The sequence below is a fragment of the Sphingobacterium daejeonense genome (genome assembly GCF_901472535.1).
Classification (GTDB): Bacteria; Bacteroidota; Bacteroidia; order Sphingobacteriales; family Sphingobacteriaceae; genus Sphingobacterium; species Sphingobacterium daejeonense.
Genome location: NZ_LR590470.1, coordinates 3932791 through 3953231 on the forward strand (window position 1 = coordinate 3932791; position 20441 = coordinate 3953231).

General features: G+C 36.3%; 15 protein-coding genes and 3 pseudogenes. 8 read left to right on the plus strand and 10 right to left on the minus strand.

Translation table 11 applies throughout. The annotated features are described in order from the left end of the window. Nucleotides 1-24 precede the first annotated feature (24 nt). Nucleotides 25-802, plus strand: a pseudogene (locus FGL31_RS18815) (succinate dehydrogenase/fumarate reductase iron-sulfur subunit). Nucleotides 803-885: 83 nt separating this feature from the next. Further along, on the plus strand, nt 886-4638 hold the full coding sequence (locus tag FGL31_RS18820) for an ATP-binding protein (protein WP_138093746.1): 3753 nt from the start codon (nt 886-888) through the stop codon (nt 4636-4638). Nucleotides 4639-5077: 439 nt separating this feature from the next. On the opposite strand, the gene FGL31_RS26705 is transcribed toward FGL31_RS18820, so the two are convergent. From FGL31_RS26705 to FGL31_RS18835, 4 genes and pseudogenes are all read right to left on the minus strand, one after another. Then, nucleotides 5078-5254, minus strand: a complete 177-nt coding sequence (locus tag FGL31_RS26705; RefSeq protein WP_232046970.1) for a DUF8428 domain-containing protein — start codon at nt 5252-5254, stop codon at nt 5078-5080. Beyond that, entirely contained in the window at nt 5244-6020 is a 777-nt protein-coding gene (locus FGL31_RS18825) for a cell division protein ZapB (RefSeq protein WP_232046971.1), read from the minus strand. The genes FGL31_RS26705 and FGL31_RS18825 overlap by 11 nt, the downstream gene beginning before the upstream one ends. 109 nt (nt 6021-6129) lie before the next feature. Next, nucleotides 6130-7282 (minus strand): annotated as a pseudogene (gene gmd, locus FGL31_RS18830) (GDP-mannose 4,6-dehydratase). 126 nt (nt 7283-7408) lie between these two features. After that, nucleotides 7409-7969 carry a lipocalin family protein gene (locus FGL31_RS18835; RefSeq protein WP_099370363.1) on the minus strand — a complete coding sequence of 187 codons (561 nt, stop codon included), beginning with the start codon at nt 7967-7969 and terminating at the stop codon, nt 7409-7411. Nucleotides 7970-8368: 399 nt separating this feature from the next. Here FGL31_RS18835 and FGL31_RS26710 point away from each other — a divergent pair, with 399 nt between their 5' ends. The 5 genes and pseudogenes from FGL31_RS26710 (at nt 8369) to FGL31_RS18860 (ending at nt 14647) form a co-directional block, all read left to right on the plus strand. After that, nucleotides 8369-8749 (plus strand): lysylphosphatidylglycerol synthase domain-containing protein, encoded by a 381-nt coding sequence (locus FGL31_RS26710; protein ID WP_232046972.1) that lies wholly within the window; start codon nt 8369-8371, stop codon nt 8747-8749. Then, nucleotides 8694-9233, plus strand: coding sequence for a lysylphosphatidylglycerol synthase transmembrane domain-containing protein (locus FGL31_RS26715; RefSeq protein ID WP_232046973.1), 540 nt, complete (start codon nt 8694-8696; stop codon nt 9231-9233). The genes FGL31_RS26710 and FGL31_RS26715 overlap by 56 nt, the downstream gene beginning before the upstream one ends. Nucleotides 9234-9290: 57 nt before the next feature. After that, a pseudogene (locus FGL31_RS18850) lies at nt 9291-10000 on the plus strand (SDR family NAD(P)-dependent oxidoreductase). Nucleotides 10001-10243: 243 nt separating this feature from the next. Continuing rightward, nucleotides 10244-13249 (plus strand): SusC/RagA family TonB-linked outer membrane protein, encoded by a 3006-nt coding sequence (locus FGL31_RS18855; RefSeq protein ID WP_138093748.1) that lies wholly within the window; start codon nt 10244-10246, stop codon nt 13247-13249. An 18-nt stretch (nt 13250-13267) separates the two neighbouring features. Further along, entirely contained in the window at nt 13268-14647 is a 1380-nt protein-coding gene (locus FGL31_RS18860; protein ID WP_138093750.1) for a RagB/SusD family nutrient uptake outer membrane protein, read from the plus strand. A 92-nt stretch (nt 14648-14739) separates the two neighbouring features. Here the strand turns inward: FGL31_RS18860 and FGL31_RS18865 are convergent, their stop codons facing one another. The 4 genes from FGL31_RS18865 to FGL31_RS18880 all read right to left on the minus strand — a co-directional run bounded on the left by FGL31_RS18865 (nt 14740) and on the right by FGL31_RS18880 (nt 17435). Then, nucleotides 14740-16104 (minus strand): alpha/beta hydrolase family protein, encoded by a 1365-nt coding sequence (locus tag FGL31_RS18865; RefSeq protein WP_138093752.1) that lies wholly within the window; start codon nt 16102-16104, stop codon nt 14740-14742. Between the two features lie 181 nt (nt 16105-16285). Further along, entirely contained in the window at nt 16286-16708 is a 423-nt protein-coding gene (locus FGL31_RS18870) for a hypothetical protein (protein ID WP_138093754.1), read from the minus strand. Beyond that, on the minus strand, nt 16698-16958 hold the full coding sequence (locus tag FGL31_RS18875; RefSeq protein ID WP_138093756.1) for a hypothetical protein: 261 nt from the start codon (nt 16956-16958) through the stop codon (nt 16698-16700). The genes FGL31_RS18870 and FGL31_RS18875 overlap by 11 nt, the downstream gene beginning before the upstream one ends. Nucleotides 16959-17165: 207 nt before the next feature. Beyond that, the gene (locus tag FGL31_RS18880; protein ID WP_138093758.1) at nt 17166-17435 is read right to left on the minus strand and encodes a DUF2089 family protein; all 270 of its coding nucleotides are present in this window, start codon (nt 17433-17435) and stop codon (nt 17166-17168) included. A 135-nt stretch (nt 17436-17570) separates the two neighbouring features. Here FGL31_RS18880 and FGL31_RS18885 point away from each other — a divergent pair, with 135 nt between their 5' ends. Further along, a complete protein-coding gene (locus tag FGL31_RS18885) occupies nt 17571-18302 on the plus strand; it encodes a lysophospholipid acyltransferase family protein (RefSeq protein ID WP_138093760.1) in 732 nt (243 codons plus the stop codon). A 17-nt stretch (nt 18303-18319) separates the two neighbouring features. Here the strand turns inward: FGL31_RS18885 and FGL31_RS18890 are convergent, their stop codons facing one another. Then, nucleotides 18320-19339 (minus strand): glycosyltransferase family 2 protein, encoded by a 1020-nt coding sequence (locus tag FGL31_RS18890; RefSeq protein WP_317131081.1) that lies wholly within the window; start codon nt 19337-19339, stop codon nt 18320-18322. A gap of 518 nt (nt 19340-19857) precedes the next feature. Continuing rightward, complete coding sequence (locus FGL31_RS26720; protein WP_232046974.1) at nt 19858-20415, minus strand: lysylphosphatidylglycerol synthase domain-containing protein; 558 nt, start codon at nt 20413-20415, stop codon at nt 19858-19860. Between the last annotated feature and the right edge of the window lie 26 nt (nt 20416-20441).

The window sequence follows — 20441 nt, forward strand, 5'->3', positions numbered from 1 at the left end:
CATTGCATACTCAAAAATATTATTATGAGTGCACATATGAATTTAACGCTAAAAGTTTGGCGTCAAAAAAACTCAAATGACAAAGGTCAATTCGTAACGATCCAAGCTAAAGACATCGCTGACGATATGTCTTTCTTAGAAATGCTTGACGTGGTGAATGAAGACTTGACTCGCAAAGGTGAAGATCCAATTTATTTTGATCATGACTGTCGTGAAGGTATCTGTGGAATGTGCTCCCTAGTGATCAACGGACGCCCACATGGCCCTAAATACGGCATTACAACTTGTCAGTTACACATGCGTTCTTTCCATGATGGACAAACCATCGTAATCGAACCGTGGAGAGCTGCTGCATTCCCTGTATTGAAAGACTTAGCTGTTGACAGAACTTCTTTCGACAGAATTCAACAAGCAGGTGGTTACATCAATATCAACACAGGTGGACCTCAAGATGCAAACGATATCCTTATCCCTAAAAGAGTAGCTGACGAAGCATTCGAATCCGCTACTTGTATCGGATGTGGAGCATGTGTTGCAGCTTGTAAAAACGCTTCTGCAATGTTGTTCGTTTCTGCTAAGATTTCCCAATTTGCACTATTGCCTCAAGGTCAAACTGAACGCTACGAACGTGCGCAAGCAATGGTAGACCAAATGGATGCTGAAGGATTCGGAAAACTGTACGAACACAGGAGCTTGTGAAGCAGAATGTCCTAAAGGCATTAAATTGACTAATATCGCAAGAATGAACCGCGAATATTTTACGGCAAAATTCTTCCGTCAAGAAGACGTTCACCAACACTAAGCGTGAATTTCTCTTTAAAACTCCTCGTAATGGTAATTGCGAGGAGTTTTTTATTATATTTACCCTTCGGAAAAACAAATTAAATGGGTAACAAAATAAGAATACTTTTACTAATCCTAACAGTATCCTTCTTGGCAACGGCAATCATGATAAACAACATGATTACCAAGGATGACATGTTAGAATTAGATACAAGAACTCTTTCAAACAGCATTAATAAATACGAGGAAATCGTTGACGACCTCTTTGCTGATTCCAACCTAATGAAAGCTTTCGTGAATGTTGAGGTATACCCTACTCAAGTTCTCGATGCAACCAATAAATACGCCGATAAGCACAAGATATTCTTCTATATATACAAAGATCATAAACCCATATTTTGGAGCAATAACATCTATGTACCGCTAACAGATGGGGGAATACAGTCGGACGTCGTCTTCATCCAAGAAGACAATCGATCCTTTATTATCAAAAGGAAAAACCTAACAGCAAATACATCTGTACTCGCTCTAATACCAATAAAAACACACTTCTCCATAACCAATCAATATCTCGAAAATCACTTCTTCAAAGATCTTATTAACACAAATAATCTTACAATAGCTGATTATACGGATTCGGAGAACATCAAGAATATTTACAGCAAAAATGGATCTTATCTGTTCTCTGTAAAATTAAACCAAGGAAAACAAGATAATATCTTCATGGATATCCAATTTATATGTTGGGTGTTCGCATGTATCTGCTTCTTAATCCTGGTAAACAATATTTGCTTAATGATTGCTAAAAGAGGTAAACCTTGGTTTTCCTTGATATTTTTCACATTGACCCTGGTATTGACAAGGTATGTCGATCTGAATACAAACTGGTTAGCAACGACTTCAAGTATTGGTCTCTTTGACCCCAAATATTACGCTTACAGCCCTCTGTTGCCTAACCTATGGGGATTCTTTATGACAACTATACTGGTTGGATGGCTCGTATTTTATTTCCGTGCAATTCAACCTTACCTCAAGATTAGACTAAAGAACCTATCGGCAAATTTATCCACAATAGTTTCTTTGATCGCAATACTATCGATCTATTTTATCAGTAACCTCCTGTTTTTCCACTTATCAACCCTGATAACGAACAGTACTGCCGTTACTCTTGATCTGACAAACCTCCTATCATTCAATTCATACAGTTGGTTCAATATATTGATCATGTGTATCAATATGGTGATCCTACTTTATTTTATAGACACCGTAGTCAATATATTAAAATCTATATTACCTAATACCACATCTTTCCTTAACATTCAATTGATTGCACTAGTAACTTCGATAATACTAAATGCTATCCTGATTGGGGAAAATACTTTCTTCAATATATTCCTAGCCGGTGTGATTATGCTAAGGGCTTATAGTAAAGTAAGGGTTCATCTTTCAATGTCTACCTTTATCTTGACTTTAGTTTTCTTGGCATTTATGACTACCTCTGTATACACCAGAAGCTTGGAGGAAAAAGTAGAAAGGGAAATGAAAGTGACGGTCAACCAATTGGAAGCTGAGGATGACCTTAATGCCACAGCTCTATTCGTCGATTTGGAGAAAAGGATCGTTGCCGATGAAGGATTGAGACAATCATTTGCAATCAGTCTGCCAAATACCCAGACCGATATTATCAATGATTATATCAAGAACACCTACTTCAGCGGTTATTTATCAAAATTCGAATTCAGCGCATTTTATTATTATAATAATAAACCGCTAGGTTCTTATGACAATAATAAAATTGATGAATATCGTGAGAAAGTAATCAATAAATCCACAAAAGTTCAGCAAACAGAACACTTCTATCGTGTCCGAAGTGATTTGGGAACACATGAATATTTTCTACAGTTTGACATTCCTATCAATGAAGCTGAAGATCAAGTCGTACAAGTGTTCTTAAATCTTAAAAACAGAGCATACGGCACTTCATTGCCTTATCCGGAAATCCTTTCGGATAGTAAAGTTGAATTTATTAGAGGTTACCAAAGTAATGCAACTTCTTTTGCACTCTATAGAGACGGTGCGCTAGTCACACAAAATGGCGCATTCACCTATCCCAACAAAGACGAAATGTTTGGTGGTAAAGTCGAAGAGTACGTAAATGTAGAAGATTATAACGGGTTCTTCAATGTAGTATATAAACCGGATGAGAATACAACCTTGGTGGTAAGTACACCGCAGCTGAGCTTATGGCAGTCAGTCGCCGTATTCTCTTTCTTATTTTTATGTCTATATATATGCTTCTTGATTTTTGACAGTATCAAATATTTCTTCAGCACAATTACTCAGAAATCATTCAATGTTAGAAGTATCCGATACCATTTTAAGCTCATCATAAACAGGATTCAGTATAGTACCAGGATTCAAACCATGATCATTGGGGTCGTAATTTTCGCAATTGTAATCTCTGGTTTAATCTCCTTTATCAGTATATCTGGACAGTTAGAGAAATCTAAGGTGCAACAGAGATTGAGTTACATAATGGATGTTGTCAAAAAAATTGAAAACAAAATCCAATCTTCTGACAATCTAACGGAAACTCAAATCCAAGAATTCGTGAAAGAGTTCTCAGAAAAATCAGTGACTGATATCAACCTCTATAATAAAAACGGTAAACTGATATTTTCATCACAGCCCAAAATATATGATATGGGTTTAGTGTCAAAATTCATTAATCCTATAGCATTCAATAACCTAAACGTTTTAAAGAAAACTGATTCCTTCAACAAGGAAAGAATATTGAATTTTGAATACAATTCTAGTTACGCAACTATCAAAAATAACCAGTACAATAATATATTGTTCTTGAACATTCCATATTTTACCTCTGTTGAAGAGGAAAATGAAAGCCAGAACTTATTGTTGAATACCTTATTGAATATTTATACCATTATTATATTAGGTCTAGGCTTTTTAACAGTTATGGTTGCCAACTCGATTACCAAACCTTTGAACTTAATCGGGAAAAAGCTTTCGCAAACTATCTTCAGCAATAAACCAAATGAACCACTCTATTGGGAAAGAGATGATGAAATCGGTGCATTAGTAAAGGAATACAATTTTATGATCGTGAAATTGGAAGAAAATGCCAAACAACTGTTGAATGCGGAAAGGGAATACGCATGGCGCGAAATGGCAAAACAAATCGCACATGAAATCAAGAACCCCCTCACCCCAATGAAATTGGGAATTCAACAACTGAACCGAAGTTATACCGAAAATGACCCAAGGTTTGAAGAACGTTTTTTCAAAATATCAAACTCATTTATCGAACAGATAAACAGCTTAAGCAAGATCGCAACAGAGTTCTCCAATTTTGCGAAACTCCCTGATACAAACCTTGCGAAGATTAATATTATCGAAAAAATCAACAAGTCAGCAAACGTATACCACAATAACCACAATACATACATTAAGATCATCAACAATACGGATGATGAAGCAGTGTATGTTTTAGGCGATAAGGACCAACTTCTCAGATCCTTCAATAATCTGATCAAGAACTCAATAGAAGCCTCAATAGGCCGTAAAAAACACCTTATTAGCATTCTGGTCGAATACCTCGATGTTGATAAAATCAAAATCATAGTCAAAGACAACGGTATGGGAATCCCAGGGGATGTAATTCCTAAAATATTCCAACCAAACTTTACGACCAAAAGCTCCGGTACTGGCTTAGGATTGGCATTTGTCAAAAAAACCGTAGAGTCAATGCATGGCGATATATCATTCGTAACATTCGAAGGAATCGGAACAACATTCACAATCATTCTTCCAGTTTACAAAGAAACACAGGATTAATAAAAACGGACCATAAAATGGTCGGATGATTATTTTGTAGTGCAAGGAATTTGATAGGACTCTCACACTTTATAACATAAAGCGACAAAATAGTTTCTTGAGCTAAAGCTCAAGATGACACATTCTTTTATGATTTAAAAACAATAGTGGTAGGTGCTTTCACCAACCACGGCGAATCACATCCAACACAACGCCATCAGCTTGGAATGTTTGTTTAACACGCTAAATTTAATGACATTGGTATATATGGGTATATTATCAGATGCCATTGAAATGTGTAAGGAATGCTCTTAGATCTTTTGCAAAGCATGCTCTTGATTGTGTCAATCTTACCTGGATCTAAAAATACTTTTAATAAATCATATTGTCCTTGAACTATGACAAAAAAAAGAGCTGGTACAATACCAGCTCCTTTTCATATGTTTAAAAAATAACCTTTCTATTTAAACACGACAGATGATCTACCCATAATGGCATCATCTGCGTACAATAATACGGTATATGCTCCCTTTTGGAATTTGTGGGTGTCATCCGACCACATGAATTGATATTCCTGTCCGTTATTATTGAACTCGATAGCTTCTTTAAAAGTGTATTGAAGCTTCTCACCATGCACTAAAAAATAAATCTTCCGAATTAGCAATTAGATTTCCTTTAGGATTGATAATTCTTACGTAAACGTTCTTTTTTCCCATCGCAGCCAAAGGATTGTCTGCAATCGTAAAGTTGATCTGAAGTTTATCAATACGTTTTGCACGGTTTTCATTTTCCAATGACCCGTTTCTTTTTTCTTCGATTCCTACAATATGAACATTAGAAACCTTAACTGAGGATGCTTTGGCAATCTTATCGCTCAGAACATTGCGTTCATTCACCAAAGATGCTGTTTTCGCTTCATTTTCTTTGACCTTTTCATTAAGTTCATTATTGGTTTCAGCCAACAATTGATTCTTGATTTTCAAGGCTGTAAAATCGTCCTTCATTTTAGATACCTGATCCTTCAATTGAGAAACCTCTAATTTGGCAGCCTCAATTTGTGGACCGGATATTTCATTTTTTTCGAGCCCTTTTCGTAAATCCTCAATTTTCTGACGAGCGGATTGCTCGGCAGATACCAATGCTGCTGTACTAGAAATGCCTTCAGATTTTATATTATCTAATTCCGCCTCAATACGATCTATTTCTATCTGTAAATTTTCTTTCTGTAGGGTAACTGTATATAGTTTCTCGCCAGAGGACTTATATTTTACATAAAAATATATGTTTGTAGCAAGCAGGGCTGCAATTGCAATTACGAAAAAGTAGATCTTAGAATTATCCCGCTTAACGACCGGGGCCGCTTGCGCTTCTCTAGATTCTATCTTGTTTACGTCTGTTTTCATTTTCCACCATCTCCATTGAAATGAATAGCCGGTGATAGACTAAACATTTACAAAATGAATATTTAATAATTATTTAATTTTCGAAAGCAAATATTGTTCCAACTTCCTGTTATTCAAAATAATTTAGAATGTCAAAGCCACCTTTTTTAAGGTATTCTTCCCTCTTCATTAATTTCAGGTCAGATAGAACCATTTCATTAACCAACATTTCTAAGTTGTATTTGGGAATCCAACCTAGTTTTGAATTTGCTTTGCTAGGATCGCCTATCAATAGATCAACTTCCGTTGGTCTATAATAGCTTGGGTCCACTTTTACAATGGTTTGACCTAGCTTTATCTTATCGGGATCAAGTCCCAACTCTTTTACTCTTTCAATATCAACATCGATGATAACGCCCTTTTCAGCCTCCGCTTTCCCTGAAAACTCAACCGAAATACCTAGCTCTCCAAAAGCCATACGAACAAATTCACGAACTGTGGTCGTTACCCCAGTAGCTATGACAAAGTCCTCAGCCTTTTCTTGTTGCAATATTAACCACATAGCCTCCACATAATCCTTCGCATGCCCCCAATCACGCTGTGCTGACAAATTCCCTAAATAGAGCTTATCCTGTAAGCCCAACGCTATTTTAGCAGCAGCTCTCGTAATCTTACGAGTAACGAAAGTCTCCCCTCTAACTGGACTCTCATGGTTAAATAATATGCCGTTGCAAGCATACATATGATATGCTTCGCGATAATTCACCGTAATCCAATACCCATAAAGTTTTGCAACAGCATAAGGACTCCGAGGATAAAATGGAGTGGTTTCACTCTGTGGCACCTGTTGTACCAAGCCATATAGTTCTGATGTAGAAGCTTGATAGATTTTTGTATGCTCTGTTAACCCTAATAGTCTAACAGCTTCCAATATGCGTAATGTACCTAAACCATCAGCATTCGCAGTATATTCTGGAGTATCAAAACTTACTTTAACATGTGATTGAGCCGCAAGATTATAAATTTCGTGGGGTTTTGTTTCTTGGATAATACGAATGAGATTCGTGGAATCTGTTAAATCCCCATAATGTAGCACAAAATTGCGCCCCAAATTCATGTGGATCTTGGTATAGGTGGTCTATACGGTCGGTATTGAACAATGAACTTCTTCTTTTCAACCCATGGACTATATATCCTTTTTTCAATAAAAATTCCGCTAAATATGCTCCATCCTGACCGGTTATCCCAGTAATAAGAGCAACTTTCTTGCTTTCCTGACTCATTCTAATTGTTATAACATGACAAATATAGAGATTTCAGACAAACGATTGAGAAAAACGTGCAGGAATCATCCACAAAAAAAGCCGTAGAAGATTCTACGGCTTAAATTCAAAAATTCTTCAGCTCAATTATTCTCCAGCTCTGCTGAACTTCAACACTAAGTTTCCTGTACCTTCATTCAATTCAACCGGCAAGCGCATCTCTAAGGAGTTTTCATCAGCATACGATAAATCTAAGCGGTATCCGCTAGTTACGTTCGATGCTTTGTCGCCAGCGTAGATTTTCTTGAATTGGAAAGATGGTTGGCCTCCAGTTTTACCTGGATTAAAGATCGACCAAACAATGGTACGAACAGTTCCACTTGCACATAAATTGCCATCAGCATTAAAGGTAATGCTTCCTCTTTGATTTCCCCCAGGCAAATCCCATCTTGATCCGATGAAACAGTCTACCGGAGCTTCATCAAACATATTTTTCACAGTATAGCTGCTAGGAATGTTTTCACGAGTCACCGAATTTAAAATCCATGTGCCTTTAACTCCAGAACGCCATTGAGATGCCGAAGGTCCCTGTGCAGATGTTGTACCTGAATCAGAACCGCCTGTAGTACCTTTCCTAGGTGCTCCACAACTACCTAATACTAACAATGCTGTTAATAAAGATAAAAACGAAATAATACGTTTATGCATATTACAAAGTTTAAAATAGTATAATAAATGTATATTAGTAAACAAAAAATTCAATTTTCATTGATGAACAACACTTCCAAAAATCATACCATAAGCAAAATTGTTGCAAAGGCCATACTGCGTTTGGTAATGATTATTTTAATCGTCGGTATTGCATTCTCCTTTAGCAAAGATGCTAATTTACTAGAAAATATCTCTTTAAATTTCCAAACAAATGGGCTATATTTGCACCCATTTCCCTTTTCCTCATCTTTATCATTTTGATGTTCATGATGTTAAAGGAAAAATACAATAGAATAGACTACAATTGGTTATTTAGTTTATGTGGAGGATTCTTATTGGTTTACCTGATATTGTTTTACTCCAGAGTATACCCTTTGTTATAAGTAAATAGAGTAAATGGAAAAATCAAAAATCTGGGATATCCTCAAAAACATCCTGAAGGTGCTCATCACATTGGCAGCACTGTACTGGGTTTCTACTAAAATATCCCTAGGAGAACTTACAGAAGCGCTTAAAAATAGCAACTTTCTATATCTGTTCTTTGCTTTGCTGGCATATATATGTTCCATCCTAGTCGCATCATCGCGCCTTAACTCCTTCTTTGCTGCAATCGGATTAAAATTAACAGAACGATATAATTTCAGATTATACCAATTAGGGCTCCTCTATAATTTCTTTTTGCCCGGAGGTATTGGAGGGGGACGGATACAAAATCTTCTTCTTGAAAAAGAATTTTCAGATCTCCAGAAGAAAAGTTCTTGGCGCGGTGTTTTTTGATAGACTTTCGGGGTTATGGGCATTGGCAATAATTATTGGTGCATTGGTTATTTTTATGCCGAGATTTGCTATCCCAAATTCAGTGACAATCGCCATATTAGCGGTCGGAACAATAAGCTATCTCTATGTCCTAAGGTTATTCTTCAAGCAGTTTCTCAAAAACTTTATTACCACACATTTTAAAGCGCTTTGTGTACAGGGATTCCAAACTTTGGCCGCAATTTTCATCCTCTATTCCATGAATTTTGACGGTAAGTTCTCGCCGTACCTATTGATATTTATGGTTTCCTCTTTAGTGGCTATTGTCCCATCTATCGGTGGAGCAATTGGACTTAGAGAAACCGTGATATTTACCTTGGCAACTTATTTAAAATTAGATCAGCATATCGCTGTGACAATTAGTTTAATATTTTATATCATTTCTCTATTGGTTGCTTCAAGTGGAGTTTATTATATCTTCAGACCGCAAAGACTAGGGGGCTGATAAACTTCCTTCGGCAAAAGAAGTAGAAGAAGAAATTGACAAAGAAGAAGAAGAATAATGGCGAATATTGTTATTACAGGAGCAAGCAGTGGAATCGGTTTTGAAGCTGTATTGGATTTAACTGCAAATAAAGAACATAAGGTTATTGCTTTAGCAAGATCTGCAGATAAATTGAGAAATTACATGAGATAGCATCCTCACTAAATCATGATGGCGGAACCCTCTATCCTGCTCAATTTGATATTGTGTTTGATAATTATCCTGAATCTTTGGTCCCTTTTATTAAATCAAAGTTTGATAAAGTGGATATACTGATCAATAATGCGGGAGCACTGATAAACAAACCTTTTATGGAAACAACCATGGAAGATGTATCGCAGATGTTTCAGTCCAATTTATTGGGACATATACAAATGATTCAGCATATTGTACCCTTGATGACTGAAGGTGGACATATTGTTAATATCAGTAGTATGGGTGGTTTTCAAGGATCATCAAAATTCCCGGGCCTGTCTGCTTATTCTTCAAGCAAAGGTGCTTTAGGTATTTTAACAGAATGTTTGGCCGAAGAATTTAAAGATAAAAACATACAGGTCAATTGCTTAGCTCTTGGATCTTCACAAACAGAAATGTTCGAAGCAGCCTTTCCAGGAATAGAAGCAGGTACATTAGCTTTTGAAATGGGTAGATATGTAGCCGAATTTGCCCAAAATGGCAACAAATTTTATAATGGAAAAATATTGCCCGTAGCAAACACAACACCCTAAAAAATAGAGACTTAAAGAATAAATAGCAAATGCCAGTAATTTAAAAATTACTGGCATTTGCTATTTATTAAGCATACGTTAAGTTACTTAATTAAATAATTGCTGTTTTTTCACCTTAAATTTTTAACAATAAAATAAATAAAAATTGATTTTTTTATATATTTATCATCATAAAAATACCTAATTAGGAGTTAGAATCGCTCCTTATATGAAAACAATATTACTAACCGAAACAAACTATTTATGAAAAGCAAACTGTTATTTTTCATAACGTTTTGTCTGCTGCACTTCGTTGCTACAGCACAAGACCAAACAATCTCTGGGACAGTTACAGATGCTGTTACCAATCAGCCCATTGCCGGCGTGACAATCCGAGCCGTAGGCAGTAGTTCTGCTGCACAGTCGGACGCTAACGGAAACTATGAAATCGGGCTGAACTCTAACATTAAAGCCCTGTACTTTACCTTCGTAGGGTACACCACTCAACAAGTGAGTATAAACAACAGAAGTAAAATTGACATTCAACTTGTCTCTACGGCTTCGGATTTAGATGAAATCGTTGTTGTTGGTTACGGTACTCAGATGAAAAAGGACATGACCGGTTCTTTCTCTAACATTAAAATGTCAGAATTAGAAGATGTCCCATTACAAACTGTTGAGAGCGCCTTGCAAGGACGTACACCAGGGGTATTTGTCAATACAAGTTCTGGAAAATTAGGACAAGCTCTTCAAATAAGAGTGAGAGGAATTTCCTCCATTACGGCTAGTTCTCAACCACTATACGTAATTGATGGTGTTCCAGTAATTTCAACTGCCATGGGAACATATGATGAGCCTGACAACCCATTATCAGCAATCAGCCCTGATGATATTGAAACATTAGATGTTTTGAAAGATGCCGCAGCAACAGCAATTTATGGGGCACGTGGATCTAACGGAGTAGTCTTGATCACTACTAAAAAAGGTAAAGCAGGAAGAACAAAAATTGACCTTGGATATTTTAATGGCTTTAGTGATCCAACAAAAAAAGGAGAATTCTTAAATGCAAGCCAATATAAAGAATTGTTGACCGCAGCGGTAACCAATGCTGGATATATTGGAGTGAATGCAGATTATCCAAGCATGAGTGAATTTTGGGCGGACTGGACAGGTACAGAAGACTGGGACAAAAATTATAATTCAAATTGGGTTGATGAAGGGTTAAGAAGAGGAGGAAATCAGCAGGTCAGCCTTAGTATTTCCGGTGGTGATGCAAAAACAAGATTTGTAGCTTCTGGAAGCTATAACGATAATAAAGGTATTATTGTTGGAAACCGCTTCGTCAGAACCTCAGGAAGACTAGGTTTTGACCATTCTGCTAATTCTTGGTTAGACGTTGGTGGTACAATGAATATTAACAAAATTGACAATTACAGGGTAAGCAGTGATAACGCCTTCTCCAACCCATTGCAATTGAATGCTCTACCTCCTATCCAACCAATTAGGGATGAAAATGGTGAACTTTATAATTATACAGTTTATTACAACAATTTAATTGATCTTGAAAACGGTAAAAACTTATCTAATACTTACCGAACCTTTGCAACAGTATATGGAAATGCTAAAATTACCCCTGATTTAGTGTTCAGAACGGAGTACGGGATGGACTTCCAAAATTTGGAAGAAGAAATATATTTAGGATCTAGAACACAAGATGGTGGTGATGTGGGAGGATATTCATGGAATTACCAAGCAAGATCTATAAACTTCAACACCAACAATACTTTAACTTATACCAAAACCTTCAACGATATCCATAATATAACTGCAATGGCAGGTATGGCATATCAAGAAGGTCAACTCAGATACAATATGGCGGAAGGAAAAAGCTTCCCTTCGGACTTGTTCACTAAAATAACGAGTGCTGCTATTAAATCTGATGCTAGTTCTTCTGAATCGAGATTCTCATTTCTTTCCTATTTTGCCAGAGCAAATTATAAATTGAAAAACCGATACTTATTCGAAGCAACATTTAGAATTGATGGTTCGTCTAGGTTTGGTCGCGATTCTCAATACGGAACTTTCCCTGCAGCATCTGTGGGCTGGGTAGTATCGGAAGAAGAATTCTTAAAAGGAAATCCTACTCTTTCATTTTTGAAATTAAGAGCTAGTTATGGTAATACAGGTAATGCTGAAATTGGAAACTTTGCCTCTAGAACATTATATACTGGTGCCAACTATGCAGGTATTCCAGGTACTGTTCCTCTGAATCTTGGGGATGGAGAATTAACTTGGGAAAATACCGCCGCAAGCAACTATGGTATTGATTTCGGATTGTTCAATGACCGATTATCTGGTACAGTTGAAGCTTATTTTAAAAAGACAACAGACTTATTATTAAATGTGCCTATTGAATCTACAAGCGGATTTACTACCATTCTTACCAATGTGGGTGATATGTCGAATAAAGGAATGGAATTCACGTTGAATTCTAAGAATTTTGTAGGAGAATTTAAATGGAGCACATCATTTAACCTTTCATTCAATAAAAACAAAATCCTAAAACTTGTTGATGGTCAACCAATTTATCCAGGTGGAAGGTATTTAGGCAGACTTGAGGAAGGTAAGCCTTATGGATTTTTCTACGGCAAAGCTTATGCTGGTGTTGATACAGAAAATGGTGATGCCCTTTATTATCTTGATGATACAAAAACAACTACTACAAATTCATATTCAGAAGCAGCAGACCAATTTATTGGAGACCCTAATCCAAAATTCTATGGTGGCTTCGGCAATACATTCTCTTACAAAGCATTCGATCTAGCAATTCAGACACAATTTGTTTATGGAAATGATATTTACAATGCAGCAGGAGGATTCCAATCTACTAACGGAGATTATTTTGATAACCAAACTTTAGATCAAATGGATTATTGGAAGAACCCTGGAGATGTGACCATGATCCCTCAACCTAGGTTTGATGAAGCAAACGGAACTAGACCTTCTTCTAGATATGTTCAGGATGGATCGTATTTCCGTATTAAAAACGTAGTTCTTGGCTATAATCTACCAAATAGTATTGCGAGTAAAGCATACATGCAATCAGCCAGAGTTTATGTATCTGCGACAAATTTATTGACCTTCACCAAATACAATGGTTATGATCCAGAAATAAACACCACGTTTGCTGGAGCATATCAATTAGGAACAGATTTTTATACTGCTCCACAACCAAGAATGGTCACTTTTGGAATCAATATAGGTTTTTAATTTTCTAAGCGATTAATCATGAATTTAACAAAATATATAATTATCCCCGCAGTAGCAGTCGCACTGACAATGGGATCTTGTGGAAATAAATTAGATATAGAACCAGTTGATAATATATCTAGTGAAATAGCGCTGTCAACCCCTGCAGATATTAACAACGCATTAATAGGTGCTTACACTGTCATAGCCAATGGTGCCCTATATGGAAATAACCTGGTTTTGCTACCAGATATTTATGCGAGCCCGGGTTATGTAAACTGGACAGGAACTTTCTCAACTTTTCGAGACATATCTAACCAAAACATCATTGCTACAAATGAAGACGTCACTCGAACTTGGACAAATGCTTATAAAGCAATTAATATCGCAAACACTGTATTGGAGTCTTTAGATATCATAACAGATGAAGCCCAAAAAGCAGAGATCGAAGGAAAAGCTTTGTTCATCAGAGGTATCATGTACTTTGAACTTGTGAGATTGTATGGCTTACCGTATGAAACGGGGAACGCGAGTACAAACTTAGGGGTGCCAATCACAACCAAAGCTGTGAAAAAATTGGATGATATCATTAAAGGAATCACCAGAAACACCGTTGCGGAAACATATACCCAAGCAGAAAATGACCTCTTAGCTTCAATCTCAAATTTAGGAGATTTACCAGGAGATCTTGCAGCTGCGCAAGGAATGCTCGCAAGGCTATACTTACAACAAGGCAAATATGATAAAGCTAGAGATTTGGCTAATACAATCATTGAAAGTGGAGACTATGATTTGGCAACCAATTTAGAAACACCTTTCAGAACTCCTAATTCTTCAGAAGGTGTATTCGAAATTCAACAAAGCGAACAAAGTAACGCCGGATCTTCAAATGATGGATTAGCAACATTTTACTCCAGCTATACTAATGCGACAGGTGGTAAAGTTGGTCGTGGTGATGTAAGCATTATTCCTGCATTCTATAACTCTTATGCGACTACTGACAAACGAAGAACTCAGATGATTTATGAAGGAAATGGAGCTAAAACTGGACTGTTTACCAGGAAATGGTACAATTATTTCGACAATATTCCTGTCGTAAGATTGACAGAACTTTACCTGACTCGTGCTGAATGTAACTCACGGTTAAGAACAAGCACAGGTGACTCGCCATTAAATGACATAAATAAATTACGCACCCGAGCTGGGATTGATGCATTATCTTCTGTAACTTTGGCCGATATTTTGACAGAAAGGGATAAGGAATTAGCTTTTGAAGGCTATAAAATCCATGACCTGAAGAGAACTAAAAGAAATGTGGGAACGTATGCATATAATGCTGACGAACTTGTATTCCCGATTCCTTACCGTGAAATCTCTGTAAACCCTGCCTTAAAACAAAATGAAGGCTATGGTCAATAGAATATTATCTAAGAGAATAATTCGCCAATCGGCAATTATCATATAAACAGCAAGCATGATCCGCTCCAATTAATTTGGAGCGGATTTTTTTATTACAATGTTTTGATCCAGCTAACGATATCCCTCATTAGCTCTGGATTCACTGTTTCTTCGATTTCTGAATACTCACCCACTGCCCCTGTTTTAGCATGCTGAAACAAGTGATTAAAGGTTGGGTAAACTTTGGATTCAGCTTTTTTATTTTTTGGAAGGTTCTTCATCAGACTTTCCATGTTCTGAACTGCCGGAACCTGAACATCCTTGCCACCAAAAGCAGCAAATATCGGAATCTTAATTTTTTTGATAAATGGTATAGGATCAATTTTTATAAAATGACGGAACCATGGAGTAACCAATGCGCCGATTTGATCAGCACTCTCTAAATTCTGGCTACCTTTAACCGACTTCATATTCTCGCGGATAGCATCAAAAGCCTTAGCACTAGGAAGGTCTGAACCCATGATTTCATAGTTCTTCTTGATCATTGCCAATTCCTCTTTTGAAATTGATAACCCCTGCGATTTCATCACCGCTTCATTTTGCAATAACATCAAGGAATCCATTGGAATCATTGGACCTGCTAAAGTAACGATGAAGTTAAGTCCTGAAGCCTGCTGACCTGCTAATATCGTTGCTATCAATCCTCCCTCACTATGACCTATAATACCTACTTTCATAGGATCTACCTGTGGCTGTTTCCTTAGAAAATTTACAGCAGCCAAAGCATCTTTTCCAAAATCAGCAGTAGTACCCTTACTGAAATCGCCTGTAGATTTATTGATACCCCTATCATCATAGCGTAGAACTACAATGTTGTTCTTTGTCAAATAATCAGCCAATACCTTAAATGGCTCATGCCCCATCAATGTCTCATTCCGATCCTGAGGACCACTCCCAGAAACTAACACCACTGCAGGATATTTACCAGCCTCTTTTGGTTTAGTAATAGTTCCCGCAAGCGTAACCTTATCAATCGTATTTTCAAAATTCACATCTACCGTATCATATGAATATGGAGGATTCACGCGTTGACTTCTTTTCATGGAAGAAGCTTTTTGAGCTTGTGCTTCAGTTAATTTGTTCAGTATCAAATCCACCTTGAGCCCTCCCTGTTGAAATTTTCCATCAATTGAATTTCTGTCTGCACTGATCTTGCCTGCATATTTAATCCCAAGGTTCTTCATCTCCAAAAAAATGGAATCACCTTCAGATACAATACTGGTCAATGGGAATTTATTCGTTGATTGTTTTGGACTTTGCATTGTCCCTTCCCATTCACCATTATATTTGAGCCCAAATATTAAGGGCATTTCCATACCTGAAACTTTCAAATCTCCTTTCCAATTCCCTTCAAAGGATTGAGTAAACCCCATGGTGCATGAACACAATAATATTAATGCTAAAAAATAACTCTTCATAAACTTATAAATAAGGATAAATAATCTTAAAAACCATATCTAAAACCAATGTCAATAAAACGATGGCAATAGTATGAACTAACCTTTTACTGTTAATGGCAATTTTCATTCCTACCACCAATAAGTGAAAGAAATAATACAATAATAAAAATACCCAATAAACCACTAATCGTAAGAATAATCAGGTTTCTGGTATCCATCTTAATATTCTTGATATTTCCATTTCGAGCTCTTTAACCATAGAATTACTAACTTCCATCGTAAATGGATTCATGGTTATCAAAACCACTATGATCAGCGCTAACTGAGCAATCAGAACAGCAATCAATACATCTATAAATCTGGTTTTTGAATATACAATTTTGCCATAGGCGAACATACACAGTGTCAAGCCTGCCGTATTAATGGTACCATTCAATAAGCACCTCCAATATTCTTTCGGTTCTGACTTATGCAAATGAATAATTCCATCATTGATAAAGTGTAGAAAATAACTCAACACACTCATCAAGAAAAAACCTATAGCGCCAATAATTAACAATTTTTCGCTGGTAACATCCTCAAATGGATTGATAAGGACATTCATAAAATCTCTAGAACTCATCTTTATATGGTTTATATTGGTTTATAATCTTTTGGACCTCTTCAGGTTTTTGTGTTCCAATCAATATTTTGCTACTATCTTTTAGAACTAATTGTAAACCTTGATTTCCTTTTGCAGTCATTGCTCTTCCATCTTTGCCAAACCGATAACCCCAACCACCAAAATCTGAAATACCATAAGTTCTTACATAAGCATATGAAACTGTATCCCAAGGTATAAACTTTTTCCAAACGAAAGGGTATAAACACAATATAAATACCTTCTGATGTATAATTAGTCTTTAGCCGTAATAACATTAAACCAATTAAAACAATTCCAGTAATAATAATCGCAGGATTTTTAAGTATCCCAATAGGATTGTTTATGTCTTGATAAACCTGATAACCAAAAATAGGCAGGATGATCAACAATAGCCATAAGGCAAACATATTCTGAGACTCTCTAAAACTTGTCATGTTTAAGTAGTTTGAAGTGATTTAACTTTATGGATTAGATCATCCAATTTATTGCGGACTGTAGGATAACTCTTACCCATCTTGCTGGCCATCTCTTTCAAACTTCCAGAATTCAAAAGAAATTCTATGATGAATTCTTGCTCTTCGGGTTCCAGTCGCATCAAAAGTGGAAAATTAAACTTTCCAGCGACCTCGGTTTCACAGCTATCGCAACGTAATTTAACAACCGTCAATTCATTATTACATGCTGGACATTGAATAGGAAACTTCATATTATAAAATATTATATTAATAAAATTAAACAATACTTTAATAATATTAAAATTATTATCAATATTTATTAGGAAAGGAATTGTTGAATGCTAAGAAATATTCTTATTTGTATATTTGCACAATTTAATTAAGAAATGAGAAAGATATTAGGATTTATCCTTACCCCCATATTTTATATTTGCTTTGTATTATCATTGTTGATTTTTCATCCTATTCAATGGTTATGCCTAAAGATTGGAGGTTATTCTGCACACAAGAAAAGTGTGGATATTTTAAACGGATTTTTGGTTGCCTGTAATTACATTCTTTTCAATAGAACACAATTTATTGACAATAAAAATATCCCTGTTGGAAAACCTATCGTATTTATTGCCAATCACCAAAGCACATATGATATTCCACCGTTAATCTACTTTCTAAGAAGATTCCATGGAAAATTTATTTCCAAAATTGAATTGATGACTGCAAATATTCCAAGTATTTCATTTAATCTAAAGCATGGAGGTGCTGCTAATATTGACAGGAAGGATCCAAAGCAATCGATCGCTGAAATTCTAACATTAGCAAACAACATGAAGAAAAACAATTGGTCAGCTTTTATCTTCCCGGAAGGGACTAGAACAAAAACCGGCAAAATGAAAGCATTTTCGGTTGGAGGAATTGCAACGCTGTTAAAGAAAAATCCCGATGCGCTAGTTGTCCCAATCGCGATAAATGGTTCTTATAAAATGGTACAATGGGGAGTGTTTCCTTTAAGACCATTCACTCATATGTCTTGGGAAGTTTTGGACCCAATCGATACAAAGGGCTTAAATGCAGAAGAAATTGTGAAAAAAAGCAGAAGATCTAATCCGTCAAAAAGTTAAAGAAGAAAACTTCTAGTTTATTTGACAGTCCTTCCCTTCCAGTCATATTTCCCAATGTTTCCAATTATTCCAATGTAAACTAGATACAGCGAATGGATTACCGACAAGAAAGGTAAATTCCATAACAATTCGCGACGTCCTACAAAAGAAACAATCGGATATAAAAAGGCAAGCTCTACCCCTATCTTCATTAATAAGGAGATAATTACCAATTCGCTGGCTTCAAAGATTCCAAACAATAAGAAAATAAGACTCAATAATAAAGACAGGTTGAACAACCAAATACAAACACCCAGCACAACGACCTTTTTGTCCTTGTACTTGGTACTTTTGGATGCCCAACGCTTTCTCTGGCTCAGGAAAGATTTAAGGTTTTCTTTTGCATCTGTATAGACAACTGCTTCTCTAGATTTACAGAAACCAATACGGTCGGCATATTTTTCAGCAACCTTGTGCAACAATAATTCATCATCGCCAGACGCCAATTCATCGATACCATTAAATCCCCCCATTTCAAAAAACAAGGATTTCCTATAAGCTAGGTTTGCTCCATTGCATGTTGTTGGGTTCCCGTTACCAATACCAGCAGCACCCAAGCCTATAAGATATAAGAATTCTAAGGTCTGTAATTTCTCAAAATAGGACTTCTCCTCATCATAGCACACGGGTGACGATACCATCAATTTATTGTGGAGTTCCATATATTGAATGATACTGAGCAACCATTGTGATCCCATCCGACAATCTGCATCTGTAGTGACGATAATTTCTCCCGAAGATTCATTAATCGCTCGATTGATAGCAAATTTCTTATAAGAATTGAGTTTGTTGCCCTCATCCAAGGTGATTAATTTCACTCCTTTATCTGCATAGCTCTCTACAATCTCTCCAGTCCTGTCAGTAGAATGGTCATCAACAACAATAATCTCCAATAGTTCCTTAGGATATTGCTGAGCAACAATATTATCCAACGTTTTCCCGATATTATGTTCCTCATTTCTTGCAGCAATAATCACTGTAACCTTAGAAATAGGCATCTTGGAATGATTAGTAAAATATGGCAATTTCATCCCAACCATTGCGCATATAAAGTACCAAGACCACATAGACCATGGTCATGATAAACAGAAAAAAACTAAGATTTATTATCACTGATGTAATTCACGTTAAAAACAAAAAATGCTCCTATGATTGCAGGGAATATCAAATTAACAAACCAAACACAGGACACAATCGCCATTACTGCAATTTCTTGCGTAGTAATATAAGCATACAAATTGCTAGCCACAAAAACTACGAACACTAAAGTCAAAAATATCTAAAGAAGGGAACGGCAGATTGAATAAAAAACATAATAAATATCATTAATACCATAGAAACAATTGGCAAGTCCGGCAAAATGACCAGCATCAAAATGATATATTGTGAGGTAAAAATCGCAAAACGAAATGCTGACAAGAATAGAACATATGCTAACTCCCTAACCGAAAAATCCTCCAATACCGCAAAGAACGGCTTTATTTTCTGTAAGAACTTAACCTTGCCAACTAAATAATCAACCCAAGAAACATTTGAAATATAGGATTACAAAAGCTAGAGCATAAATCACGGCAATAATCCATATACCAAAATCGACGGAGGACGGGGTATCAATAAACGTAGTGATAAACCAAGCGATGCTCAAAGAACCAAACACACTGGTAAGTACTAATTGAGCAAACAACCCAACTCCCATCGCAACAGCACCAGTAGCTCGATTTTCCGGCTTCAACACCATTACCCTACCGCCATATTCACCGATTCGGTTTGGTGTGAATATAGCCCAAGTAAGTCCGCAAAAAACAGATTTAGTAGCCTTCCAAATGCTTAGTTTCTCGATCCTGCGACTCAAGAACCGCCATTTGATGACTTCCAAAAACCAATTCATGAACATCAGCAGTACCACAGCAAATAAGATCAAACGAATAGTCAACGGATCGATTTGATGAATTAAATGTTCAAATTCTATCAAATTCTTCTGATTGTTAACCTTTGTAACAACAAACCACATTGCTAATGCAACGATGGCTATTTTTATCAGTAGATTGAGATATTTACGCTGTGTCTGTGTCAACTTTTATTTATGAAAGCACAATTTTA